We start from the raw sequence: 24,024 nt of genomic DNA, 5'->3' as shown, positions 1-24,024 counted from the left end.
ATTGGCGCCGGCGCCCTTCGGCATCAGCGCTTCCACAAAGCTCGGCTGTCCTGTCCGCTTCACCGCCATCGATACCTCCAAGGCTTTGACCTAGGGAATCACAACTGGCGGATTACGCAACAGGCCCCCTGTGGGAGAAGGTGGCGCGAAGCGTCGGATGAGGGGTTGTATCCACAAACTCGACTGAGAGTGATCTGTGTGGAGAGAGACCCCTCACCCGTCTCGCCGCTCCGCGGCGAGCCACCCTTTCCCACAAGGGGAGAGGGGAAGGGTAACGCGCATAGCCTCCCTCACATCATCCCGCTCTCTTCCTCTTCCGCCTGCTCGATCAGTGCCTCGCTCACCACCACTTCGCGGCGGGGGACGACGAAGATCATCACGCAGGCACAGAGCAGCGAGATCGCGAGGACTGCGGCGGTGAGTGGCAGCGTCGTTGCGGAGTGGCCGCCGAGATAGGCGCCGAATTGCGACATCAGTGCGCCGATGCCCTGTTGGAGGAAGCCCATCGTGCCGGAGGCGGTGCCGGCGGCCTCGGGGCGGATGCTGATGGCGCCGGCGGCCGAATTCGCCATCACGAAGGCATTGCCGGCCATCACGATCATCTGCGTGCCGAACAGCCAGGCCGGGGCCTCGTTCCAGCCGATGATACTCCACAGCAGGTTCGCAAGGCTGCCGGCGAGTTGGAGGGCGAGCCCGAACCAGATCAGTTTTTCCAGCGAATGCCGCGGCGCAAAGCGCACGCAGAGCAGATTTCCGACGAGAAACGCAAAGCCCGAGGTCGCAAACCAGGCGCCGTATTCGGCGCTGCTGCGGCCCATCTGCGTCACCACGACGTAGGGGCCGCCGCCCGCGAAGGTGAAGATGATCTGCGAGGCCAGCACCTGGCACATCACATAGCCGACGAAGGCGCGGTTGCGGATCAGGATGCCGACGTCGCCGCGGAAGCCGCTGCCGGCGGCGCGGCTGCGCCGCGTTTCGGGCAGCGCCACCGCGATGCCGACGGCGACAAGGATCGCGGCGATGGTGATGGCATAGAAGATCGCGCGCCAGCCGAATGCAGTCTCGATCAGGCCGCCGGTCAGCGGCGAAACCATCTGCCCGATCATCAGCGCGGCGACCACGAGGCTGATCATCGAGGCGACGCGGTCGCGCTCGTAGATGTCGCGGATGATGGCGCGGCTGATCACCATGCCGGAGGCGCCGCCGAGCGCCTGGAAAAAGCGCGCGGCGATCAATTGCGGCAAGGTCTCGGCGAAAATGCACGCGACGCTGGCCACGACCATCAGCGCCAGCCCTCCGAGCAGCACCGGACGCCGTCCGAACCGGTCCGACAGCGGCCCCATGATCAGCTGCGACAGCGCGATGCCGACCATGTAGAGCGACACCGTCATCTGCGCGATCGAGATGTCGCTGCCGAAATTCGTCGCCAGCACCGGCAGTGCCGGAACCAGGATGTAGAGCGAGATCGGCGCGATCCCGGTCATCACGACCAGCAACAGCAGCACCAGGCGCGACGTCGCGAGGTTCGCCGCCGCTCCCGGCGGCTTGCTGATCATGCCGTGCATTGGTGTCCATCTTTCGAGTTCGAATCGACTGTAGCGCGCTCGCGCAAGACGGATATCGGCGTTTCGGAATGCGGCTATACGGATTCCGGGATGGTTATGCTGGAGGCGCGATGGCGCCAGATTGGGCGCGTTGCTCGTGCCCAATGGTGGTGTCATCGTCCGCGAAGGCGGACGATCCAGTATTCCAGAGGCAGTTGTGGTTGAATCGAGGAGCCGCGGCGTACTGGATGCCCCGCCTGCGCGGGACATGACAGCTGAGGTGAGGAAGCAGCGTTGCGCAAATCGCCTAGCGCCATGCAGCGCCGCTCCGGCTCGTGCACTACGCCTTCAGCTCCGCCGTTGCCTGATCGAGCCAGGCCTGCGTTGCTTCGTCCAGCGCCGGCCGCACCTCGGCCCTTACACGCGCGTGGTAGGCATTGAGCCAGCCGAGTTCGTCGCGGCTCAGCATCGCCACATCGATCAGCCGCCGGTCGATCGGCGCCAGCGTCAGCGTCTCGAACGCGTTCATCGGCTTCTCGGCGCCCTTGATGTCGGCGGCCACCACCAGCTCCAGGTTCTCGATGCGGATGCCGAAACCGTCGGTCTTGTAGTAGCCGGGCTCGTTGGAGAGGATCATGCCGCGCTTCAGCGGCGTGGTGCCGAGCTTCGAGATCCGCGCCGGCCCTTCGTGCACCGAGAGATAGCTGCCGACGCCGTGACCGGTGCCGTGCTCGAAATCGACGCCGGCGGCCCAGAGATATTGCCGTGCCAGCGTGTCGAGCTGCGCGCCCGTGGCGCCGTCCGGAAAGACGGCGCGCGCGATCGCGATATGGCCGCGCAGCACGCGGGTGAAGCGGTCGCGCATCTCGTCCGTCGGCTCGCCCACCGCCATGGTGCGCGTGACGTCGGTGGTGCCGTCTTCATACTGCGCGCCGGAATCGATCAGCAGCAGGTCGCCGGGTGCGATCCGCCGGTTGCTCTTGCGGGTGACGCGGTAGTGCACGATGGCGCCGTTCGGGCCGGTGCCCGAGATGGTGGGAAACGACACGTCCCTCAGCGCGCCGGTGTCGCGGCGGAATGTCTCCAGCGCCTCGACCGCGTCGATCTCCGTGAGCTTGCCGCTTGCGGCCTCGCGGTCGATGAAGGCGAGGAAGCGCGCCAGCGCCACGGCGTCGCGCCGATGCGCCGTCTGCGTGCCCTTGATCTCGGTCGCGTTCTTGACCGCCTTGAGCAGTGCAATCGGATCGCTGCCGCGTACCGGCTTGCCGCCGGCCCCCGCGATCAGCCGGCTGAGTGCGTCGGCCGCGGTGGCGCTGTCGAGTGCAATCGATCCGCCGCTCTTGGCGAGCGCCATCAGCGTCGGCGCCATCGCATCGGGTTCGCGCACGTCGGCGGACTGCTCGAGGTGGTCGCGCGTGAGGTTGGAGAGTTTTCGATGGTCGATGAAGATGGTGGGGCGACCGTCCTTCGGCACCAGCGCATAGGACAACGGCAGCGGCGTGTGCGCGACGTCGGCACCGCGGATGTTGAAGGTCCAGGCCACCGCGTGGCTGTCCGACAGCACCAGCGCGTCGGCGCCGAGCTTGCCGATCTCGGCCCTGATCTGCGTCAGCTTCTCGGCTTCAGTGACGCCGGCATTCTGCAGGCTGTGCACGGCGACCGGGGCAAGCGGCGGCTGCGGGCGGTCCTGCCAGATCGCGTCGATGGGATTGCTGTCGACCGCGACCAGCTCGGCGCCGGCCTTGGCGCAGGCGACGGACAGGCGCTCGGCTGCCGAAGAAGTGTGCAGCCATGGATCAAATCCGAGGCGGTCACCGGCCTTCAGATGCGCCGACACCCAGCTCTCCGGCGGCGGATCGATCAGCGATTCCACGGCCCAGGCCTTTGCATCGACCTGCTTGGCGGCCTGAAGCGTGTAGCGGCCATCGACGAACAGAGCGGCCTCCTGGGTCAGCACCACCGCGAGTCCCGCCGACCCCGTGAAACCGGTCAGCCAGGCCAGCCGTTCTTCCGACGGCGGCACATATTCGTTCTGCTGCTGATCGGCGCGCGGGATCACGAAGCCGGTCAGCTTGCGGCGGGCGAGTTCTTCGCGAAGGGCGGCGAGCCGCGCCGTCAATGCGACGCCGGCTTCCGGCTCCTCGAATGTCTGGAAGTGTGCTTCGAACATGGTGGATCACTTTAGGATCATGGGGACGAGTCCGCAATCTGGACGCATTCGCGTCGCATCTGGCATGGACTGTGCTTGAATGGTTCCATTCGAATTGAGTGGAGTGAAAGGATGCGGCAGTTGCGCTTCGTCCGGATGACAGGGAAATTCGAGCAGGTGGTTCATCTCAACGGCGAGGGGACACACGATGCCAGCATTCACGTTTGAGAAGATTTCGCCGCCGGTGCGTCGCGTTCCGACTGCGGCTGCAGCGAAGAAACCGCGCGGCGTCATGCGCCAGATGATCGACCGTATCGCCGAGCGCCGCGCGAGGCGTACCTTGCAGGACGAGCCTCCGATGCGGCGGGACGAGAAGCCCGCGGAGTAGGGCGGCATCGATAATGCCGTAGGGTGGGCAAAGGCGCAAAGCGCCGTGCCCACCATCTTTCCTTTTTTCGCGGACGACATGGTGGGCACGCTTGCGCTTTGCCCACCCTACGACACCTCGCTCACCCCATCTTCCGCAACAACAGGCTGCTCCACCCCTCGATCCGCAGATGCTTCAACGGCACGAGGCCGCGCGCGCGGTAGGCGGCGATCACGGCGGGGGCCTGGTGCGTCAACAGGCCGGAGAGGATGACGCGTCCGCCGGGCGCGAGATGCCGCGCCATCGGGCCCGCCAATTGCCTGAGCGGGTTGGCGAGGATGTTGGCGAGCACCAGGTCGAACGGACCGGCCTTTTCGAAATCCGGCGCGGCGAAGCCGGTGGCGCGAATCACCCGCACCTGGTTGCCGACCTCGTTCAGCACCGCGTTCTCCGCCGCCACCCGCACCGACGGAGAGTCGATGTCGGAGGCGAGCACCGCGCGATGCAGCGCCTTGGCGGCCGCGATGCCGAGTACGCCGGTTCCGGTGCCGAGGTCGAGCAGGTTCCTCGGGCGGGAACTCTTAAGGACATGGTCAAGCAGCAGTAAACAGCCACGGGTGGTGCCGTGGTGGCCGGTGCCGAAGGCAAGCGCCGCCTCGATTTCGATGGCGAGCTTGTTCGGCGCCACACGGTCGCGGTCATGGCTGCCGTGCACGACGAAGCGCCCGGCCGGGACCGGGACGAGATCTTCCAGGCTGGCCTTGACCCAGTCCTTGGCCTCGACCGTGTCGAAGAGAAGAGTCGCGGCGATCGCATTTCCTGCTGAAGTTGCAACGAGTTCACGCAGCCAAGCCTGATCGGGCGCCTCGGCGAAATGGAGCGTGACGTCCCACGGTCCGTCCGGCCGCTCGAAGGCGGCAACCGCCGCATCGCCGTCAAAAAACACCTCGGTGAGCACGTCGACGACGCGTCGGGCGTCGGCCTCGCTGCCGATCGAAAAGCTGGCGCGATGGGTAGGAGAAGGCTGCATTCAGGGTTCCGTTGAGTTCAATTTTTGGAACTTTCGTCGCCATTTTTCCGCATAAGTTGCGATTCCCGGTTAACCGGGCTGTAGGTTGCGCCCCGTATCTTTGCGGATGTCGAAACCAACCAACACAGCTTGGAATTGAAACGGAGGCGAGTTTTGAAGCGCATGGTTCAAAAGTTCTGGTCGGACGAGTCCGGTGCAACCGCGATCGAGTACGGCCTCATTGCCGCAGGTATCGCTCTGGCGATCATCACCGTGGTGAACAGCCTGGGCGTCACTTTGAACGACAAGTTCACTTCGATTAGCAGCTCCTTGAAGTAATTTCCGCCTCCATTTCCCAGCGGGGGCTATTTTTCTTTGAGGTTTTTCCTGATCACCGCCCGCGAGGGGATACCCCTGGCGGGCGAGGTCGTTTTCGGGCGAGCGTTCTCAGTGATCTTCACAAATTGTCCACCGCTTGCCGGGACGCGGTCCACCCGCTTGTCCCGCGATTGTCCACCGGCTTTCCCCAAGTTCGGTCCCACGTTCTGGCCCATGTATCCTCGGTCTGACCACAGGCCATTCAACAGCCAATCCACAGCTCATCCACAGCCCTATCCACGGCTTCCGAACAGCGACCGGTGATCTCTCAAGATCGCCTGCGCGGCGTTATGGCCGGGCGCACCGGTGACGCCGCCGCCGGGATGGGCGCCGGAGCCGCAATGGTAGAGGCCCTTCAACGGCCCGCGATAGTCGGCATGGCCCAGCATCGGCCGCGCCGAGAACAACTGGTTCAAGGTCAGCGCGCCATGGAAGATATCGCCACCGAGGAGGCCGAACTGCCGTTCGAGATCGAGCGGAGACAGGATCTGGCGGCCCAGCACGCTCGCCGCAAAACCCGGCGCGTATTTGTCCACCGTCGCGATCATGAGATCGGCGACCTCTTCGCGATGGTCGTCCCACGATTGTCCGTCGGGAAGCTCCGGTGCGACGTGCTGGCAGAACAGGCTGGCGACGTGCTTTCCAGCTGGGGCCAGCGTGTCGTCGAGCGTGGAGGGGATCAGCATCTCGACGACTGGCTCCCGGCTCCAGCCCTGCGCCCGCGCATCGAGATAGGCACGGTCCATGTAGCCGAGGCTTGGCGCCAGGATGATGCCGGAGCTGAGATGATCGCCCTCGCCCGGCAGCGCCGTGAAGGAGGGCAGGTTGTCCAGCGCAACGTTCATGCGGAAGGTGCCGGAGCCGTTCTTCCAGTGCCGGATGCGGGTGAGGAAGTCCGCAGGAAGAGCGTCGGCTGCGACCAGCCGCGTGTAGAGCAGCTTTGGATTGACATTGGCTGCGACATATTTGGCGCGGATGGCCGTGCCGTTCTCCAGCACGACGCCGACGGCGCGGTCGCGCTCGACGATGATCTCACGGACGCCGGCATCCGTTTCGATCACGACGCCGCGGTCGCGTGCCGCGCGCGCCATCGCCTGCGTGATCGCGCCCATGCCGCCGATGGCGTGACCCCAGACCCCCTTCTTGCCGTTCACCTCGCCGAAGGCGTGATGCAGCATCACATAGGCGGAGCCGGCGGCGTAGGGGCTCGCATAGTTGCCGACGATGGCGTCGAAGCCGAACAGGGCCTTGACCAGATCATGCTCGAAGCGCTCATCCAGCATCTCGCCGGCCGAGCGGGTGAAGAGATCGAGCAGGCTGCGGCTCTGTTCCAGCGTGAGGCCGCGCAGGATGTTGGCGGTCTTCCAGGCGTTGACGCCTTCGCGGACGGCCGCTGTGCCAAAACCGTCGACGAGGTTCGGCGGCGCGCGGAGCACGAACTGCCTGAGCACGTCGGCGATGTCCTCCAGCTCGCGCGAAAATCCGTCGAGCGCGCCTGCGTCATGCGCGCTCAGCCGCGCGACTGATGCCTTCGTCCGTCCCTCGCCGGTCAGGAGATAGCTTCCATCAGGCGCGGGCAGAAAGTTCTGGGCGCGCCGTTCGACGATCCGCAGGCCCTGCTCGGTGAGCTTGAGGTCACGGATCACCTGCGGATTGAGCAGGCTCACAGTGTAGGCCGCGACCGAATTGCGGAATCCGGGGTGAAACTCTTCGGTGACCGCGGCGCCGCCGACCACCTTGCGGCGCTCGACCACGCGCACGCGCAGGCCCGCGCCCGCGAGATAGGCCGCGCAAGTGAGGCCGTTATGGCCAGCGCCAATGATGACGACGTCGGTTTCGTTCATGATTTCCCTGGCGTCATTCCGGGGCGATGCGCAGCATCGAACTATGGTGCGGGCTCCGCACCGGAGAATCTCGAGGTTCCGGATTCGCGCTTCGCGCGCCCCGGAATGACATCTCTATATCAGGCATTCCTAGCTGCAACATCACGAGTGCCTTTATTGCCCGTTCAGGCGCCTTGTGCTCCATTGCGCGCGCCCGGCGCCCGCCGGGGAATGTAGGCTGGAGCTTCCATGGATTCGATCGTGCAACCTGCCGCCACGGAGCAGCCGTCGTCCTCGCGCAACCGGCTGCTGCTGACGGTCTACACCGCTGCGATCTTCGTCAGCGCGCTGCTGCTGTTCTCGGTGCAGCCGCTGTTCACGAAGATGGTGCTGCCGCGGCTCGGCGGCTCGCCGGCGGTGTGGTCGGTGGCGATGGTGTTCTTCCAGTCGCTGCTGCTGGCGGGCTACGCCTATGCGCATCTGTTGATGCAGACGAAGAACCGCATCGTGCCGGTGGCGGTGCATCTGGTGCTGCTGATCGCGGCCTTCGTGACGCTGCCGCTCGGCATTGCCTCGGCCTATGGCGATCCGCCGGCATCCGGCTATGCGTTCTGGCTGCTCGGACTGTTCGTGGTCTCGATCGGCCTGCCGTTCTTTGCGCTCGCCGCCAACAATCCGCTGCTGCAGGCCTGGTTCGTTCGCACCGGCCATCCCGCTGGGCACGATCCCTATTTCCTCTACGCCTCCTCCAACATCGGCAGCTTCCTGGCGCTGCTGTCCTATCCGTTTCTGCTGGAGCCGATGTTCACGCTGCATGCGCAGAATCGGTTCTGGACCGGTGGCTATGGCCTGTTGATCCTCCTGATCGCCGCCTGCGGCGTGCTGTTGTTGCGCTCGCCGAAGCTCGCGATGGCCGATGCGCGGACCGAGGATGCCAATGCGCCGGCGCCTGATATCGTGACGCGGCTGCGCTGGATCTTCCTCGCCGCGGTGCCTTCGGGTCTGCTCATCGCGGTCACCGCGCACATCTCGACCGACGTCGCCGCGGCGCCGTTGCTGTGGGTGCTGCCGCTGTCGCTGTACCTGCTCACCTGGGTCGTGGTGTTCCAGTCGCGGCCGCTGCTGCCGCACAAATGGATGCTGATGCTGCAGCCGGTCGCGATCGCGGGCGTCATCGTCCTGCTCGCCTTCGGCGGCGAGCAGAATTTGCTGCTGACTCTCGGCGGCCATCAACTCTGCTTCTTCGTCATCGCCATGGCCTGCCACGGCGAACTGGCGCGGACGCGGCCGGCGGCCAAATATCTCACCGGTTTCTATGTCGCGCTGTCGTTCGGCGGCATGGTCGGCGGTCTCTTTGCTGGCCTCGTTGCTCCCTTCACCTTCTCGTGGATCGCCGAATACCCGATCCTGATCGCGTTTGCCGCGCTGTGCCGGCCGTCCGCGAACGAGCGTCTCGCCGGCATCGTCAAATGGTATTGGCTGGTGCTCGCCGCGCTCGCGGTGGCGCTCGTCGCGCCGTCCTTTACCACCGGCAGCCCCTCGACCTGGCTGGAGGATCACCGCGTCTGGGTCGCCGGCGCCGTCGGCGTGCTCGCCGCGCTGCTGGCGCTGGCGCTCAATGCCGGCCGCTGGAAGATCTTTGCCACCGTCGCGCTCGCGCTGGCATTGATCCGTGTCTATCCGGCAGACGAGGGCCGGGTCACGACGGTGCGCAGCTTCTTTGGCGTGCACAAGATCGTGGTGACGCCCGGCGGTTATTTCCATGTGCTGATGCACGGCACCACCATCCACGGCGCCGAGCGGTTCCGCAACAATGACGGCACGCCGGTCACCGGCCGGCCCGAGCCGATCACCTACTATCACAAGGACGGCGGCATCGGTCAGGCCGTCAGCGCGATCCGCGAGCGCAAGGGCGGGCCGCTCAAGGTCGCCGCGATCGGCGTCGGATCGGGCACGCTCGCCTGCGCCGCCGAACCTGGCGAGGACTGGAAATTCTTCGAGATCGACCAGTCGATGGTGGACGCCGCGCGTGACCCCAAAAATTTCCGCTACATCTCGAGCTGCCTGCCGGACATGACGCCGGTGATCGGCGATGCGCGCCTCACCTTCGCAAAGGAGCCCGACGGCGCCTACGACCTCATCATCGTCGATGCCTATTCGTCGGATGCGATCCCGATCCATCTCGCCACCGAAGAGGCGATGAAGATCTACAAGGACAAGCTCGCCCCGCACGGTGCCGTGGTGATGCACGTCTCCAACCGGCATCTCGATCTCGAGACCGTCGTGGTCGGCATTGCCGACGCCAACGATCTCAAGAGCTGGGTCTTCAACGAGGATTCGGGGCGCGATGGCGACTACATCTTCTCGACCGACGTCGTCATCTCGGCGCGCGAGGAGGCCGATGTCGGCAGGCTCGCGTCCTCGAAGGTCTGGGAGCAGACCGAAGCCGACGACAGGGTGCGGGTCTGGACCGACGACTATTCCAACATCCTGGGCGCGTTGTACCGGCGTTTGAAGAATGGAGAGTAGGGCGACACGACGACCGCGTCCGGGACACGCGACTGAGTTACGGCACGACCGGCGTCCCCGCCGGCAGCACAATGCCCTTCTCGCCGGCAACCTCGCGCAGCAGATCGGGCCTGTCGGAAATGATCCCGTCGACGCCGAGCTCCATCATCCGCGCCATGTCTTCGCGCTTGTTGACCGTCCACACCACGACGCGTAATCCGAGCTCGTGGGCTTCCGCGATGAGTGCGGCGGTGACATCGCCGAAATAGGGCGACCAGACTGCGCCGCCCGCCGCCTTGATCGTCCGTGGCAGCGAGCTGCCGTGATCGGCCGGGCTGAAGCCTGCCGTCCAGTTGGTGGCTTTGTCCAGCACGACTGTCTGGCCTGTGCCGCGCTGGAGCGTCAGGTACACCGTCGGTATCTTCGGCGCCTGCTGCTGGACGAGCTGCAGGGTTCTCCAGTCGAAGGACTGGATCATAACCCTGTCGGAAAAGGTTTCGGCCTCGATCAGTCCCAGCAGCTTCGTGACAAAGGCTTGCGGATCGAGCGTCTCGTCCGGGCGATTCGGATCGATCTTGGTCTCGATGTTAAAGCGCACACGCGAGTTGCCGGATTTCCGTACCAGCGCGAACAGCTCGCTCAGGGTGGGAATGCGTGTCCCCGGCACGGCGCGCTGGTCGGGGAATTGTTTCGCATAGGCACTGTCCGGCCGGATCTGGCCGACGTCATAGGTTTTGACCTCGTCCAGCCGCAGTTTTACCAAGGGCGTGCCGGGCGGAGCAATGTAAGTCCCGCCAGCACTGCGCGCGAGATCCGGATTGAGCCCGCGTTCATGCGAGACGACGACCTCGCCGTCCGCTGTTACGCCGACGTCGAGCTCCAGCGTGTCCACGCCCATCGACAGCGCGTTGGCGAAGGCGGGCAGGGTGTTTTCCGGCACCAGCGCTCGCCCGCCGCGATGCGCCTCGATATCAAAGGCCATATCAAGAGCCTTGGCTTGTCCCGTCATGAGAACCGAGAGCAGGGTCAGGATTATCGTGGCACGTGACGGCATCGGGGATCACAGCGCTCGTGAAAACAGGAGCTTATGAAATCTTTGCGCGTTTCGTCCAGTCTCGCGGTTGACGGCGGCTGCGGAAGGCGGAAACTGCGCCTCAAAAAGCAATGATACGGGAGCCACTCACATGCGGCTTGTCTTCATCGGAGCGATGGTGGTTCTCATGGTCGGTCAGGCGGCAGCCAAGGATGTGCTTTCGGGTGCGAGTCTCTATGAAGACGTGGCGCGCTATGCCTCCTTCGGTCTGCACCGTTTCGGCTCTACCGGCGATCACGCGACCGCCGACTGGATTGCCGGCGAGATGAAACAGGCGGGTTTCGATGTCAGCTTCCAGCCCGTCGTGCTAGGCCGGCAATATGTCGTCGAGCAGGCCAGCGCCGAAGCCGTCGGCACGATTGTCGAGGCAACGCCATTCTGGTGGCCGCCGGAGGACCGGGCGAGCTTCCACCTGTCGGCGCCGCTCGCACGCGATGGCGATGTCGCCGGCAAGATCCTCTGGTTGGAGCTGCCATTCGATCGCGGCGCCTATCTGGGGCCGGCCCATCGCGCGGCCATCGCTGAAGCGGCGGCGAAGAAGCCGGCAGCGATCCTGCTGATGATCGGCAATCCCGCCGACGATCGCTTCGCTTACAACGTCACGCAGGAGGATGCGCCCTGGCCGGTGCCCGTCATCGTGGTCGGCGCCAGGTCGAAAGCGACGTTCGAGCGCGCGCTCGCCGATGGCGCGGCTGTCAGCTTCGACGTCAAGGGCCACTACGAACGCGATGTCACCGGCCGCAACGTCATCGCCGAGACCGGCGCCGGCCGCGGGCCGACCGTCGTGGTCTCCACGCCGATGACCGGCTGGTATAGCTGCGTCTGCGAGCGCGGCCCCGGCATTGCCAACTTCCTCGCGCTGGCGCGCACCGTCGCCGCCGAGAAATGGCCGGCGCATTTCGTCTTCGTCGCCACCGCCGGCCACGAGATCGGCCATGGCGGCATGGAGTTGTTCCTGAAGCACGGCGCGCCGGCGCCGAAGGACACGCTGGCGTGGATCCACTTCGGCTCGTCGAATGCGTGCTACGGCTTTGCGGAAGGTGCGCGCACCGATCGGCCCGAGGAAGAACGCTATCTCGTGCTCAGCAAATCCGCGGTTGCGCTCACCGATGAGGCCTTTGCCAAGGTCGCGGCAAAACGCCTGGTGACGGAGAAGCAGGCGGTCGGCGAGCTGCGCGACGTGCACGCGGCGGGCTACGCCAACTTCCTCGGCATGGCCGGCCGCCATCGCACCTTCCACACGCCGTCGGACGACCTCGCAGCGACCGGGCCCGAGATCCTCGAGCCGGTCGCACGCGCCTTCGTCGATGCTGCGCGAAAGATCGTGGAACGCGGCGACGCCGCGTTCAGATAGCGTCAGTTCTGATAGTAATAGCCGCGCGGCTGGTAAACCTGCCGCGGCTGCGGCTGATAATAATAGCCCTGCTGGCCGGAGCCTTGGTCGTAATAGGGACGCGGCTGCTGCTGGTAAACCTGCGCATCATAGAGCGGGCGTGTGCCGCGCGGTGCCGGATACCGTGCGCCGGTGTCGCTGCCGTCGGCCGGATAGATGTAATTGTCGTCCTGCGGCATGTAGCGGCGGGCGGGCTGCGCCGGCGGCGTCAGGTTCACGGGATCGCCCGTGGTCGCGTACTGCTCTTCGGCTGGCTGCTGCGGCGCGCGCGCAACTGCATTGTTGGTGCGGCCGCGCGGATTGCGCGCCAGCGCCACCTGCGCCGAGCCGGTCAGCGTCACCGTGGTGTTGAGCACGCCCTGCTGCTGCACCAGCGCGTAGAGCGTCGTGGCATTCTGGCGCGACAGCCGCACGCAGCCATGGGACGCCGGCGAGCCGAGACGGCCGACCGAGTCGGTGCCGTGGATGGCGTGCCCGACCTTGGTGAAGAAGATCGCGTGCGGCATCGGCGCGTCGTCGAATTCCTTGGAGTAGTGATCCTCTTCCATCCGGAAGGTGCGGAATGCGCCGTTCGGCGTTTCGCGCGAGGGGATGCCGGTCGACACCGGCCAGTGATAGCGCGCGACGCCGTCGACCGCGACGGTCATCTGCTGATTGTCCTTGTCGACGGTGATCTCGACCTTGGCCTGCGCGCTGCCTGCGCTCAAAAGCATCAGTGAGGTGAAAGCGATAAAAAATGAACGCATCTGGAAACGCATTTGAATCCTGGCCTCCGGCCTGTTCACGCTAGGCGCCGCGGCTCTCCGTCCCCGGCGTGCAATATGCCTGCAATCCGGCTTTCGTTCCAGCGGCCTGCTTGCCCATCGTTAACGCGGCGCCGGGCGTAAGCAAGGCCGCTTTGTGCCGCGCCGCGCGCGGTGGCGCTGACATTTTCGCGAGCGGTGCGCCGTTCACAACGCCGACAATTCGTCACAAAGGCGCAACCATTTGGCCCTCCGGTGCGTTGACGATCACCTGCCGCGACAGGCGGCGTTCGCCGCCATTCACCCTTTGGGATCGAAGATGAACAAAGCCCGCATCGCCGCCGCGCCGTCGCCGGCCGGTTCAGCCGTCCGCCTGGCGTTCGCAATCGCCGCCATCCTGCTCGCGCTGTTGGCGCTGCCGCAAGCCGGCCACGCCCAGGGCATCGTCCGCGGCGCCCAGGAAGGCTCGTACGAGGGCAACCGGATTGCCGGCCCCGTGGGCGGCGCGGTCGGAGGCGTCGTCGGTGCCGGTGTCGGCGGCGCCGTTGGTGCAGTCGAGGGCGTGCTCGGCATTCCCCATCGTCACTACCGTCACCGCTGCCACGGCTATTACGACGGCTATCACCGATTCCATTGTTATCGGTGATGACGCGTCAATTCTTCAGCCGATACCCCGTCCGAAAAATCCACCAGATCACGACCAGGCAGATCACCAGGAACGCCAGCGTCATACCGACGCTGACGGACATGCTGACGTCGGCGATCTCGTAAAAGCTCCAGCGGAAGCCGGAGATCAGATAGACGACCGGGTTGAGCATCGCCACCGTGCGCCAGGTGGGCGGCAGCATGTCGATAGAATAGAAGCTGCCGCCGAGGAAAGTCAGCGGCGTCACCACCAGCATCGGGATCATCTGCAGCTTCTCGAAGCCGTCGGCCCAGATGCCGATGATGAAGCCGAACAGGCTGAACGTCACCGCCGTCAGCACCAGGAAGGCCAACATCCAGACCGGATGATGGATATGCAGCGGCACGAATAATCCGGCTGTCGCGAGGATGATCAGGCCCAAAATGATCGACTTGGTCGCGGCGGCGCCGACATAGCCGAGCACGATCTCGAAATAGGAGATCGGTGCCGACAGGATCTCGTAGATCGTGCCGGTAAATTTCGGGAAGTAGATGCCGAACGAGGCGTTAGCGATGCTCTGGGTCAGCACCGAGAGCATGATCAGGCCCGGCACGATGAAGGTGCCGTAGCTGACGCCCTCGACCTGGCTGATGCGCGAGCCGATCGCGGCGCCGAACACCACGAAATAAAGTGAGGTCGAGACGACCGGCGAGACGATGCTTTGCAGCAGCGTGCGCCAGGTGCGTGCCATTTCGAACAGATAGATGGCGCGGATGGCGCGGTGGTTCATGACGTCCTCACGAGATCGACGAAGATGTCCTCGAGCGACGATTGTGTCGTGTCGAGATCGTTGAAGCGGATGCCGGCGGTGCGGAGATCGCCGAGCAGGCTGGTGATGCCGGTGCGCTCGCCCTTGGTGTCGTAATCGTAGACCAGCGTCGCGCCGGCATCGCAGAGCTCCAGCTCGTAATGCCCAAGGCTCTCCGGCAGTGCGTCGAGCTTGCCCTGCAGATGCAGCGTCAGCCGCTTCTTGCCGAGCTTCTGCATCAACGTCGCCTTGTCCTCGATCAGCACGATCTCGCCCTTGTTGATGACGCCGATGCGGTCGGCCATCTCCTCGGCTTCCTCGATGTAATGCGTGGTGAGGATGATGGTGACGCCGGACTGCTGGAGGGTGCGCACCACTTCCCACATGCCCTTGCGCAGCTCGACGTCGACGCCGGCAGTGGGCTCGTCCAGGAACAGGATCTGCGGCTCGTGCGATAGCGCTTTCGCGATCATCACGCGGCGCTTCATCCCGCCGGAGAGCGTGATGATCTTGTTGTCCTTCTTGTCCCACAGCGAGAGGTCCTTCAGCACCTTCTCGATGTGATCAGGATTCTTCGGCTTGCCGAACAGGCCGCGGGAGAAGCTCACGGTCGCCCACACGCTCTCGAAGGCGTCGGTATGCAGCTCCTGCGGCACGAGGCCGATCAGCGAGCGCGCCTTGCGGTAGGAGGTCTGGATGTTCTCGCCGCCGACGAGGACGCGGCCCTCGCTCGGATTGGCGATGCCGCAGATGATGGAGATCAGCGTGGTCTTGCCGGCGCCGTTCGGGCCGAGCAGCGCGAAGATCTCGCCCCGCTTGATGTCGAGATTGACGTTTTTGAGCGCCTTGAAGCCGGACCCATAGGTCTTCGACAGATTGGCAACGGAAATGATGGAGGACATGAGGGCCGGTAGCGCTGGGGAGGGGAGGCTGGAACCTGCCGGGAACGGCGGGTCAGCGGAGCCCTGAGATAGGGATGCCTTTGCCGGGCCGCAATTGGCGAGGGAAAAATGGTCTCAAAACAGGCCCTTCGGTGGCAGGTTTCGGACAGGTGTTGCGCGATGGTCACGGGCTGTGGCTAAGATTGCCATTCACGCGGCTCTTTGTTGCGTCTGCGAGCAGGTCATGGCTACGATTCCGGCCAATCGCAAAGCGTATTGTCCCCAGGGAAAACACCGATGAGACCGAACGGCCGTCACACCGCCGGCGCCAGCCAGTTGTCCGCCCTCCGTGTATGGGCGATCTGCCTGCTCCTGCTGTCAGCTGTTGCCATCAGCCCGACCACGGCACGGGCGGCCCCGAGCCAGGCCCAGGTCGCGACCACGCATGTCTATCTGCTCCGCGGCGTGCTCAACATCTTCTCGCTCGGCCTCGACACGATCGGCGCCCGGCTCCAGGCGCAGGGCATCCCGGTGACGGTCGCCAACTTCGTCTCGTGGTCCTCGCTCGCCGATGAAGCCGCGACCGCCTACAGGGCCGGCCGGCTCAAGACCATCGTCCTGGTCGGCCATTCCTCCGGCGCGACCGCGCTGCCGGACATGATCGCGAAGCTCAACCGGCTCGGCGTGCCCGTGAAGCTCGCGATCGGCCTCGATTCCGTGTTCAAGACCAAGCTCTCGACCGGCGCCGAGCGTTACATCAACATCTATATCGGCGACGGCCCCGGCGAGCCGGTCAAGCGTGCCGACGGTTTCCGCGGCAAGCTCGACAATGTCGACGTGCGCGGCACCGGCGTCGGCCACATCTCGATCGACAAGAACGAGGCGATCCAGCGCCGCGTCATCGCCGAGATCGACGCCGCCATCATGCGCTCGCGCGCGCCGGCAGTCCCGGTCGCCGAACCCGGCGCACCGCGGCAGGCGCGCTCGGCGGCCGCGACCGCTCCGGCACGGAACTGAGCCGTCGCATCCTCCCGCGTGATGCCGCCTAAGCGGGCGTCACGCGGACCGGCATGCTCTCCAGCCCGCGCAGGGAATTGTTGAGCCTGCGTTTCGGCTCCGCGGTGAGCTCGATGGTCTTCACGCGCCTCGCAAGCTCGCTGAAGATCAATTCGCCTTCCAGACGCGCGATCATCTGACCGACGCAGGCGTGGATGCCTGCGCCGAAGCCGACATGGCCGGTTGCGGTCCGTTCGACCTCGAAGCGATCGGCTGCGTCCCATCGGGCCGGATCGCGGTTGGCGGAGGCCATGAACAGCAGCACCTTGCGGTGTGCCGGGATCACGCCGCCGCCGCCGATCTCGACGTCGCGCGAGGTGGTGCGAAAGAACGTCTGCACCGGTGAATCGTAGCGCAGGCCTTCCTCGAAAGCGTTGCGCGCCAACTCCGGCCTGTGGCGGAGTTTTCGGTATTCATCCGGATGGGTGGCGAGCGCGAGCAGGGTGTTGCCGATGCCGTTGACGGTGGTGTCGATCCCGGCGGTGAGGAACGGCCGCACCAGATGCGTCGCCTCGTGCTCGGTGATCTCGCCGTCGTCGGCCGCCTGGTAGATCATCATGCCGAGGCTGTCGGGCCGCAACGCATCGCGTGCGCAGCAGTCCATGATCCAGCTCTGGGCGGCGAGGCCGGCCTTGCGCGATGCCGCCAGCATCTCGTTCTCGGGGCCAAAGCTGTCGAACACGAATGTGCTCCAGGCCAAGAGCTTCTCGCGGCCGTCCGGCCGGATGCCGATCGCATCGGGAAACACCTTCATCGGATAGGCTTCGGAAAGATCGGTGACGGCATCGAACGTGCCTTTGTCGATCAGCTCCGAGACTTTCTTCTCCGCCTCCTGCTGAAACGTCTCGCGCAGCTTCCTCGCGACGCCGGGAGACAGCGTGCGGCCGAGGACCCGCCGGCCCTTGTCGTGATCGGGCGGATCGATCTGGAGCGTCAGCGGCTTTGGCAGCGCAGGGTTCATCCCGTTGAGCCCGACGCCCTCGCCACTGATGAACGTCTTCCAGTCCTTCAAGGCCGGCTCGACCTCGCCATAGCCGGCCATCGCCCACACGCCGTAACGCTCCAGCGCGAACACGGGCCCGAGCGCGCGGAGCGCCTCATAGGCAGGATAGGGGTTCAACAGGAAGTCAGGTGCAAACGGGTCGACCTGACTGGAGGCGATGCCGCTCATGGTCAGCTCCGCTTCTATGGCTTGCTGAGCGGGCACTGGCCATCGCTCTCCGAGCGGAACGCGTCCTCGCCCTTGATGGTGGCGACGACCTTCAGCAGATCCCACGCCGAGGTCGATTCCTCCGGCGACTTGACCTGCAACAGGTAGAGCGGGTGGATCTTGCGACCGTCCTTGCGGATATAGCCTTTGCCGAACAGAACATCGTCGGTTGGCATCTCCTTCATCGCGGCGACGACGGTCTTGCCATCCTTGGCGCCTCCGACCTTGTCGACCGCCTTGAGATAGTGAATGACCGAGGCATAGACGCCGGCCTGCATGTCGTTCGGATAGGCTTTTGACGGAATGCGCTCGGCGAAGCGTTTGGCGAAAGCGCGCGTGCCGTCGTTCAGATCCCAGTAGAACGGGTTCATGATCTGCGCGCCTTGCGCGAATTTCAGGCCGAGGGCGGGAAGCCCGTTCATGCCGAGGATCAATCCGACCAGCTTGTGGTCCTTGGTCAGCCCGAACTCGGCGGCTTGCTTCATCGACGTGATGGTGTCGTCACCGGCATTGGCGAAGCCGACGACGTTCGCGCCCGACGCCTGGGCCTGTAGCAGGAAGGAGGCGTAATCGGCCGTTCCCAGCGGATGCCTCACGCTGCCGAGCACCTCGCCGCCGGACGCTTTCACCGCCTCCGCAGCCTGCTTTTCCAGATCGTGACCGAAGGCGTAGTCGGCGGTGATGAAGAACCATTTCTTGCCGCCCTGCTGCACGATCGCTTTGCCGAGACCGCGTCCGTAGGCATAGGTGTCGTAGGTCCAGTGCACGGTGTTCGGCGTGCACTTCTCGCCGGTCAGCAGCACCGTTCCGGCACCCGATCCGACGAACACCTTGTTCTTCTCGGCGCTCATGCCGGCCACCGCGAGCGCGATCGAGGAGTTCGGAAGGTCGAAGATCGTATCGACGCTCTCGTTCTCGTACCAGCGGCGAGCGATGCCGATCCCGATGTCGGTCTTGTTCTGGTGATCGGCTGCGACGACCTCGACCGGCTTGCCCGCGGCTTTTCCGCCGTAGTCTTCGACGGCCATTTTGGCGGCAACGACCGAGCCGATGCCCTGGTAGCTCGCGAACGGACCGGACTGGTCGTTCAGGATGCCGATCTTCACGACGTCCTGGGCAAACGCCGGCGCCGTGGCGAGCGTTGCGGCCAAAATGCACAATTTGTGCAGGAATTTGCTGTTCATTGTGTCCCTCCGATAGGCGGTCTTGGTGCCGCTGAATAATAGTTATATTTTATAGCTATTTTTGAGAGTGTCAATTCGGCCGTCCCTGGGATTGAGAATCATGAGCCCGAAGCCTCTAAGACCCGGAGCCAAATCCGCTCCGCAAAAGTCCGCTCAGCAGACGGAGAAATCCCTGGACCTGCGCGCGCTCCAGCGCACCCCCGGCTTCATGCTGCGCCTGGCGCAGCTGAAATTCTTCGAGGGTTTCTACGAGGAGTTCGCCGCCTTGGGCCTGACGCCCGCGACCTATGCGATCTTCGCCGTCATTCGTGACAACCCCGGCGTGCCGCCGAGCAGCCTCGCCAGCCTGCTGCGGCTGCGGCTGCCGAACCTGATCAAGATCCTGAACGAGCTGGAATCATCCGGCTTCATCAGGCGCAACCGCTCGAAGTCCGATCGCCGCGCCGTCGAGCTCATGCTCACGCCAAAGGGCGCAAAGCTCATTGCGGAGGGTGCAAGGCTGACGGAGCCCTATAATCGGAAGATGCTGGCGCCGCTCAGCGAGGCCGAGCAGCGCACGCTGCTCGAATTGTTGAACCGGATGCTGCCATTTTAGCCATTCGCGAGCGAGGATGAGGCCAATCGTCGCAAAGCCCGGTCGCGCCGGCAGGCGTGCGGTGGGAGATCGCGCCCGGAGGGGATGGAGGCCGGTTCCGTGCCCCAAATTCCACCCAATCGGCCGTCACTAAGCCCGCGAGGGAGGTGATCGCCTCCCGTGGCGGGACTGCTGGACTGATGATTGATTTGAGGCGACTAGTCGCGCTGGCAGCCGTTGCGCTGCTCGTCCTGAGCCCCGGCATGGCCGCCGCCTCACCTGCCAAGTCCAAGGCTACCGCGGCCGCACCCGCCGCGCCGCCGCCTCCGCCGTTCGAGCCGTTGCCGCCGCCGAAAATCTACCTGTTCCGCGGCGCCATGGGGCCGATCTTCTCGACCGGCATGGACCGGCTCGGCGAGAAGCTGACACAAGCCGGCTTTTCCGCCGATGTTTATGAATTCACCCTCTGCCGGTTCATCGGCAGCCGCGTCATCGCCAGCTACAAGGAGAAGGCGGCGCCGATCGTGCTGATCGGTCATTCCATGGGTGGACTGTGCTCGATCGTCATCTCCGAGATGGCGGCCAAGGAGAGCATCCCGATCAGCCTCGTCATCGCCATCGATCCCGCGCATGCGACCGGCGACGTGCCGCTCAATGTCGAGCGCTTCATCAACATCTTCCTGTCCGATAGCGTGCTCGGCGGCGGCGACGTCGTCGCGGTCCCCGGCTTTCGCGGCCATTATGCGAGCTATGACCTCAAGGAAAACGCGCGCGTCTCCCACATCAACATCGAGAAGTCCGACGATATCCATCGCCAGATCGTCGAGATGGTGACGCAGTTGCCGCGCATTCCGCCGCAGACCCAGGCCGGTGCCGTGCCGCTGCGTTATCTGGTGCCTCCGGATACGCTGGTCGAATTGTGGGATAGCGGCGTGCGGGTGCCGGTGCGCCGCGGCGACACCATGGAGAGCATCGCTGCAGCCAATCGCGTGCCGCTGTGGACGCTCGCGCAGAGCAACTCGCTTGCAGAGAACGCGCAGCTTACGCCCGGCCAGACCATCATCGTGCCCCGGCATCTGACACCGCCCGAGCCTGCGGCCGCGATGGTGACGCCGCCGCCGGCTCCGGCGAAGCGGAAGTAGGGATGTTCTCCCTCTCTCCCCGCGTGCGGGCAGAGAGGGAGAGAGCTACAGGTTCGACCCGTTGATCGCGTCGATCACGGCGTCCGTCACTTCCTTCGTCGTCGCCTTGCCGCCGACATCAGGCGTCAGCACGCCCGCTGCGCAGACGCGCTCGACCGCCGCCATCAGCCTTGAGGCAGCATCCTGCTCACCGAGATGTTCGAGCATCTGCGCACCGGTCCAGAAGGTCGCGACGGGGTTGGCGATACCCTTGCCGGTGATGTCGAAGGCCGAGCCGTGGATCGGCTCGAACATCGAGGGGAAGCGGCGCTGCGGATCGATGTTGCCGGTCGGCGCCACACCCAGGCTGCCGGCCAGCGCGCCGGCGAGATCGGACAGGATGTCGGCATGGAGATTGGTCGCGACGATGGTGTCGAGGCTCTTCGGATGCAGCGTCATGCGCACCGTCATGGCATCGACCAGCATCTTGTCCCAGGTCACATCGGGGTATTCGCCGGCGACCTCGGCCGCGATCTCGTCCCACATCACCATGCCGTGGCGCTGCGCGTTCGACTTGGTCACGACGGTCAGGAATTTACGCGGGCGCGATTGTGCGAGCTGGAACGCATAGCGCATGATCCTGGTGACGCCGACGCGGGTAAAGACCGCGACTTCGGTGCCGACCTCTTCCGGCAGGCCCTTGTGGGCGCGGCCGCCCATGCCGGCATATTCGCCTTCCGAGTTCTCGCGCACGATCACCCAGTCGAGATCGCCGACACCGACATTGCGCAGCGGCGAGGCGACGCCGGGCAGGATCTTCGTGGGGCGCACATTGGCGTATTGGTCAAAGCCCTGGCAGATCGGGAGCCGCAGGCCCCACAGTGTGATGTGGTCGGGCACATCGGGCGCGCCGACCGCACCGAAATAGATCGCGTCGAACTTCTTCAGCTCGGTGAGGCCGTCCGCCGGCATCATCACGCCGTGCTTCTTGTAATAGTCCGAGCCCCAGTCGAACGTCCTGACGTTGAAGGCAAGATCGCCGCTGCGTTTGGCCAGCGCCTCCAGCACGCGGACGCCGGCCGAGATCACCTCGGGGCCGATGCCGTCGGCGGGAATGGCCGCGATCGAATGGGTGCGCATGAGAATGCTCCGTTTGGGATGTCAGTGGGTTTGCGGGACGGGTTCGACGGGCGCGATTTTCACCCGTGACAATAGCAAAGTGAGGGCCGCGGAGAGAACGAGCAGGCCGGAAACGAAGTAAAGCCCGCCGACGAAGCTGCCGGTCTGGTCCTTGATCCAGCCGATCATGGCGGGGCCGACGAAGCCGCCGAGATTGCCGATCGAGTTGATGGTGGCGATGCCGGCCGCGGCGGCGGGGCCGGACAGGAACAGCGTCGGCATGCTCCAGAGCGGCGGCTTGGCAGAGGAGATGCCGATATTGACGAGAGCGAGCGCGAGCAGCACCGCGACCACGCCGGTCGCAAGTCCGGCATAGGCAAGGCCCGCGGCAGCGATCAGGCAGGCCCACACCACGTGCCAAGTGCGCTCGCCGGTGCGATCCGAATGCCGCGCCCACAGGATCATGGCGATGACGGCGGCCGTTGCCGGCAGCGCATTGAGGAAGCCAACCTGGAGCGAGGACAGGCCGAACTGCTTGATGATTTGCGGCGCCCAGACGCCGAGCGTGTAGAGCCCGGCCGAGGTGCCGAAATAGATCAGCGACAGTGCCAGCACGCGCGGATCGGCAAGCCCGCGCCAGATGCTGTGGCTCGCGGTCGCGGCCTTGCTGGTGGTCTCCAAGTTCATGGTCTCGACCAGCCAGCGCCGCTCGTCCTCGGCAAGCCATTTCGCTTTCTCGGGACGGTCGGTCAGAAAGCCGAGCACGACGAAGCCGAGCACCACGGCCGGGAGCGCCTCCAGCACGAACAGCCATTGCCAGCCCTTGAAGCCAAGCAGGCCATCCAACTCCAGCAGTGCGCCTGAGATCGGCGATCCCAGCACGGTCGAGAGCGGGGCGGCGGCCATGAACAGTGCGGTCACCGCGGCGCGCTGGCGCGCCGGGAACCAGTAGGAGAGATAGAGGATGATGCCCGGGAAGAAACCGGCTTCGGCGACACCGAGCAGGAAGCGAAGGATGTAGAAACTGGTTGCGCCCTGCACGAAGGCCATCGCGGCCGAGACGAGGCCCCAGGTGATCATGACCCGCGCGATCCAGATCCGCGCACCGATCTTGTGCAGGATGATGTTCGAGGGCACCTCGAACAGGAAATAGCCCCAGAAGAAAATGCCGGCGCCGAAGCCGTAGACCGCGGGCGACAGGCCGATATCTTTGTTCATCGTCAGCGAAGCGAAGCCGATGTTGACGCGGTCGATGAAGGCCACGAAGTACAGCAGCATGATGAAGGGAACGATGCGCCAAGTGATCTTGCGCAGCACGCGCGTCTGAATCTCGCTTGTCATCCTTGCCTCCCTCGAGTTCCGGTTGTTGTTGTGAGGCGGACCGAAAGGTCCACGCCGGCCATGAGCCTAGGTTGGGGGAGGAGGCATACTCAATCGGCGCTGGTTTATACAAAAAAATGATATAATCAGGTCGGTGCGAGACGAGAGGACGGTATATGGAATTGCATCAGTTGCGATGCTTCGTGGCGACGGCCGAGCAGCTGCATTTCGGCCGCGCGGCGCAGCAGCTCCAGATGCTGCCTTCCGCGCTGGGCCGCCAGATCAGGCTGCTGGAGGAGGATCTGGGCACGCGGCTGTTCGCGCGGACGACGCGTGCGGTGTCGCTCACCGAGGACGGCGCAACCCTGCTGCGTGATGCCCGCGCCATCCTTGCCCGGGTCGAGGCGGTCGAGAGCAATCTGCGCAACCGCTCCCGGGCGGGGACCGCGCGGCGGCTCCGGATCGGCGCCATCGACAGCGCAGCCGCCGGGCTGCTGCCGACGCTCTTGCGCGATTTACGCGCCAAGCATCCTGACATCGGGGTGCAGCTGCTCGAGGACAAGACCGTCCGGCTGCTGCCGAAGATCCTGACCGGCGCGCTCGATCTCGCCTTCGTTCGCCCGCCCGATCGTGCGGACAAGCGGCTCGAATTCCGCGATCTGCTCCAGGAGACCGCGATCGTGGCGTTCCCGCAGCGGCACGCGCTGGCCGCGCGCAAGTGGGTCACGCTGGCCGACATCGCCGACGAGGCGATGCTGGTGCCGGACCGCCGCTCGCGGCCGCACAGCCATGATCTCACGATCAAGCTGTTCGAGCAGGCAGGCCTGACGCCGCGCATCGTGCAGGTTGCCGACGAGAAGCAGACCATCATCAACCTGGTGGCCACGAAGCTCGGGGTTGCGATCGTGCCGCGCTGGACGGCGCGGATGGCGGTCACGGGCGTGCGCTTCGTGCCGTTGCGGCCAAGGCAGAGCGGGCCGGTCGGCCGGCTGCCGCTCGCCGCCGCGTGGCTGCGCGGCTCGCGCGATCCGGCCCGCGATGCCATGCTGGCGGTGCTCGAGGCGCGGCTGCGCAGCTATGCGCGTGAGGCGTGAGGCGCTATGACGGAAGCCCGGGAAA

General features: G+C 65.2%; 21 protein-coding genes. 9 read left to right on the top strand and 12 right to left on the bottom strand.

Annotated features, from left to right (window positions below):
• Positions 1 to 290 precede the first annotated feature (290 nt).
• Together CV770_RS19575 and CV770_RS19570 are read right to left on the bottom strand one after the other, a co-directional pair.
• On the bottom strand, positions 291 to 1,565 hold the full coding sequence (locus tag CV770_RS19575) for a multidrug effflux MFS transporter (protein ID WP_104463468.1): 1,275 nt from the start codon (positions 1,563 to 1,565) through the stop codon (positions 291 to 293).
• A 319-nt stretch (positions 1,566 to 1,884) separates the two neighbouring features.
• Complete coding sequence (locus tag CV770_RS19570; RefSeq protein ID WP_104463467.1) at positions 1,885 to 3,714, bottom strand: aminopeptidase P family protein; 1,830 nt, start codon at positions 3,712 to 3,714, stop codon at positions 1,885 to 1,887.
• Between the two features lie 187 nt (positions 3,715 to 3,901).
• Here CV770_RS19570 and CV770_RS44050 point away from each other — a divergent pair, with 187 nt between their 5' ends.
• Positions 3,902 to 4,081 (top strand): hypothetical protein, encoded by a 180-nt coding sequence (locus CV770_RS44050; RefSeq protein ID WP_091961663.1) that lies wholly within the window; start codon positions 3,902 to 3,904, stop codon positions 4,079 to 4,081.
• Positions 4,082 to 4,202: 121 nt separating this feature from the next.
• On the opposite strand, the gene CV770_RS19560 is transcribed toward CV770_RS44050, so the two are convergent.
• Complete coding sequence (locus tag CV770_RS19560; protein WP_104463466.1) at positions 4,203 to 5,090, bottom strand: 50S ribosomal protein L11 methyltransferase; 888 nt, start codon at positions 5,088 to 5,090, stop codon at positions 4,203 to 4,205.
• 162 nt (positions 5,091 to 5,252) lie between these two features.
• Between CV770_RS19560 and CV770_RS19555 the strand changes: the two genes are divergently transcribed.
• On the top strand, positions 5,253 to 5,408 hold the full coding sequence (locus CV770_RS19555; protein ID WP_018322539.1) for a Flp family type IVb pilin: 156 nt from the start codon (positions 5,253 to 5,255) through the stop codon (positions 5,406 to 5,408).
• Positions 5,409 to 5,680: 272 nt separating this feature from the next.
• On the opposite strand, the gene CV770_RS19550 is transcribed toward CV770_RS19555, so the two are convergent.
• The gene (locus CV770_RS19550) at positions 5,681 to 7,291 is read right to left on the bottom strand and encodes a phytoene desaturase family protein (RefSeq protein WP_104463465.1); all 1,611 of its coding nucleotides are present in this window, start codon (positions 7,289 to 7,291) and stop codon (positions 5,681 to 5,683) included.
• A gap of 228 nt (positions 7,292 to 7,519) precedes the next feature.
• Here CV770_RS19550 and CV770_RS19545 point away from each other — a divergent pair, with 228 nt between their 5' ends.
• Positions 7,520 to 9,799 carry a fused MFS/spermidine synthase gene (locus CV770_RS19545; protein WP_091961655.1) on the top strand — a complete coding sequence of 760 codons (2,280 nt, stop codon included), beginning with the start codon at positions 7,520 to 7,522 and terminating at the stop codon, positions 9,797 to 9,799.
• Positions 9,800 to 9,836: 37 nt separating this feature from the next.
• Here CV770_RS19545 and CV770_RS19540 read toward each other — a convergent pair whose 3' ends face one another.
• Positions 9,837 to 10,832 carry a glycerophosphodiester phosphodiesterase gene (locus CV770_RS19540; protein WP_104463464.1) on the bottom strand — a complete coding sequence of 332 codons (996 nt, stop codon included), beginning with the start codon at positions 10,830 to 10,832 and terminating at the stop codon, positions 9,837 to 9,839.
• 130 nt (positions 10,833 to 10,962) lie between these two features.
• On the opposite strand from CV770_RS19540, the gene CV770_RS19535 reads away from it, so the two are divergent.
• Positions 10,963 to 12,225, top strand: coding sequence for a zinc-binding metallopeptidase family protein (locus tag CV770_RS19535; RefSeq protein WP_201759929.1), 1,263 nt, complete (start codon positions 10,963 to 10,965; stop codon positions 12,223 to 12,225).
• A gap of 2 nt (positions 12,226 to 12,227) precedes the next feature.
• On the opposite strand, the gene CV770_RS19530 is transcribed toward CV770_RS19535, so the two are convergent.
• Positions 12,228 to 13,022, bottom strand: a complete 795-nt coding sequence (locus tag CV770_RS19530) for a L,D-transpeptidase (RefSeq protein WP_201759928.1) — start codon at positions 13,020 to 13,022, stop codon at positions 12,228 to 12,230.
• 304 nt (positions 13,023 to 13,326) lie between these two features.
• Between CV770_RS19530 and CV770_RS19520 the strand changes: the two genes are divergently transcribed.
• Positions 13,327 to 13,653, top strand: coding sequence for a hypothetical protein (locus CV770_RS19520; RefSeq protein WP_091961637.1), 327 nt, complete (start codon positions 13,327 to 13,329; stop codon positions 13,651 to 13,653).
• Between the two features lie 7 nt (positions 13,654 to 13,660).
• Here the strand turns inward: CV770_RS19520 and CV770_RS19515 are convergent, their stop codons facing one another.
• Both CV770_RS19515 and CV770_RS19510 read right to left on the bottom strand, forming a co-directional pair.
• Complete coding sequence (locus CV770_RS19515) at positions 13,661 to 14,422, bottom strand: ABC transporter permease (protein ID WP_018322533.1); 762 nt, start codon at positions 14,420 to 14,422, stop codon at positions 13,661 to 13,663.
• Positions 14,419 to 15,342 carry an ABC transporter ATP-binding protein gene (locus CV770_RS19510; protein ID WP_104463460.1) on the bottom strand — a complete coding sequence of 308 codons (924 nt, stop codon included), beginning with the start codon at positions 15,340 to 15,342 and terminating at the stop codon, positions 14,419 to 14,421. Before CV770_RS19510 ends, CV770_RS19515 begins: the two co-directional genes overlap by 4 nt.
• A gap of 276 nt (positions 15,343 to 15,618) precedes the next feature.
• Between CV770_RS19510 and CV770_RS19505 the strand changes: the two genes are divergently transcribed.
• A complete protein-coding gene (locus CV770_RS19505) occupies positions 15,619 to 16,338 on the top strand; it encodes a hypothetical protein (protein WP_091961630.1) in 720 nt (239 codons plus the stop codon).
• A gap of 28 nt (positions 16,339 to 16,366) precedes the next feature.
• On the opposite strand, the gene CV770_RS19500 is transcribed toward CV770_RS19505, so the two are convergent.
• Both CV770_RS19500 and CV770_RS19495 read right to left on the bottom strand, forming a co-directional pair.
• On the bottom strand, positions 16,367 to 17,548 hold the full coding sequence (locus CV770_RS19500; RefSeq protein WP_104463459.1) for a cytochrome P450: 1,182 nt from the start codon (positions 17,546 to 17,548) through the stop codon (positions 16,367 to 16,369).
• A 14-nt stretch (positions 17,549 to 17,562) separates the two neighbouring features.
• Entirely contained in the window at positions 17,563 to 18,771 is a 1,209-nt protein-coding gene (locus CV770_RS19495; protein WP_104463458.1) for an ABC transporter substrate-binding protein, read from the bottom strand.
• Positions 18,772 to 18,871: 100 nt separating this feature from the next.
• On the opposite strand from CV770_RS19495, the gene CV770_RS19490 reads away from it, so the two are divergent.
• Both CV770_RS19490 and CV770_RS19485 read left to right on the top strand, forming a co-directional pair.
• Positions 18,872 to 19,366 carry a MarR family winged helix-turn-helix transcriptional regulator gene (locus tag CV770_RS19490; RefSeq protein WP_091961624.1) on the top strand — a complete coding sequence of 165 codons (495 nt, stop codon included), beginning with the start codon at positions 18,872 to 18,874 and terminating at the stop codon, positions 19,364 to 19,366.
• 179 nt (positions 19,367 to 19,545) lie between these two features.
• Positions 19,546 to 20,487: a LysM peptidoglycan-binding domain-containing protein gene (locus tag CV770_RS19485; protein ID WP_091961621.1), complete on the top strand. Its 942-nt coding sequence runs from the start codon at positions 19,546 to 19,548 to the stop codon at positions 20,485 to 20,487.
• 45 nt (positions 20,488 to 20,532) lie between these two features.
• On the opposite strand, the gene CV770_RS19480 is transcribed toward CV770_RS19485, so the two are convergent.
• Together CV770_RS19480 and CV770_RS19475 are read right to left on the bottom strand one after the other, a co-directional pair.
• A complete protein-coding gene (locus CV770_RS19480) occupies positions 20,533 to 21,606 on the bottom strand; it encodes a tartrate dehydrogenase (RefSeq protein WP_104463457.1) in 1,074 nt (357 codons plus the stop codon).
• A gap of 21 nt (positions 21,607 to 21,627) precedes the next feature.
• Positions 21,628 to 22,926 carry an MFS transporter gene (locus CV770_RS19475; RefSeq protein WP_104463456.1) on the bottom strand — a complete coding sequence of 433 codons (1,299 nt, stop codon included), beginning with the start codon at positions 22,924 to 22,926 and terminating at the stop codon, positions 21,628 to 21,630.
• 155 nt (positions 22,927 to 23,081) lie between these two features.
• Between CV770_RS19475 and CV770_RS19470 the strand changes: the two genes are divergently transcribed.
• Positions 23,082 to 23,999, top strand: a complete 918-nt coding sequence (locus CV770_RS19470; protein WP_104463455.1) for a LysR substrate-binding domain-containing protein — start codon at positions 23,082 to 23,084, stop codon at positions 23,997 to 23,999.
• Positions 24,000 to 24,024: the final 25 nt, after the last annotated feature.

This window comes from Bradyrhizobium sp. AC87j1, assembly GCF_002936975.1.
Classification (GTDB): Bacteria; Pseudomonadota; Alphaproteobacteria; order Rhizobiales; family Xanthobacteraceae; genus Bradyrhizobium; species Bradyrhizobium shewense.
This window is presented reverse-complemented; position numbering and strand designations above follow the sequence as displayed.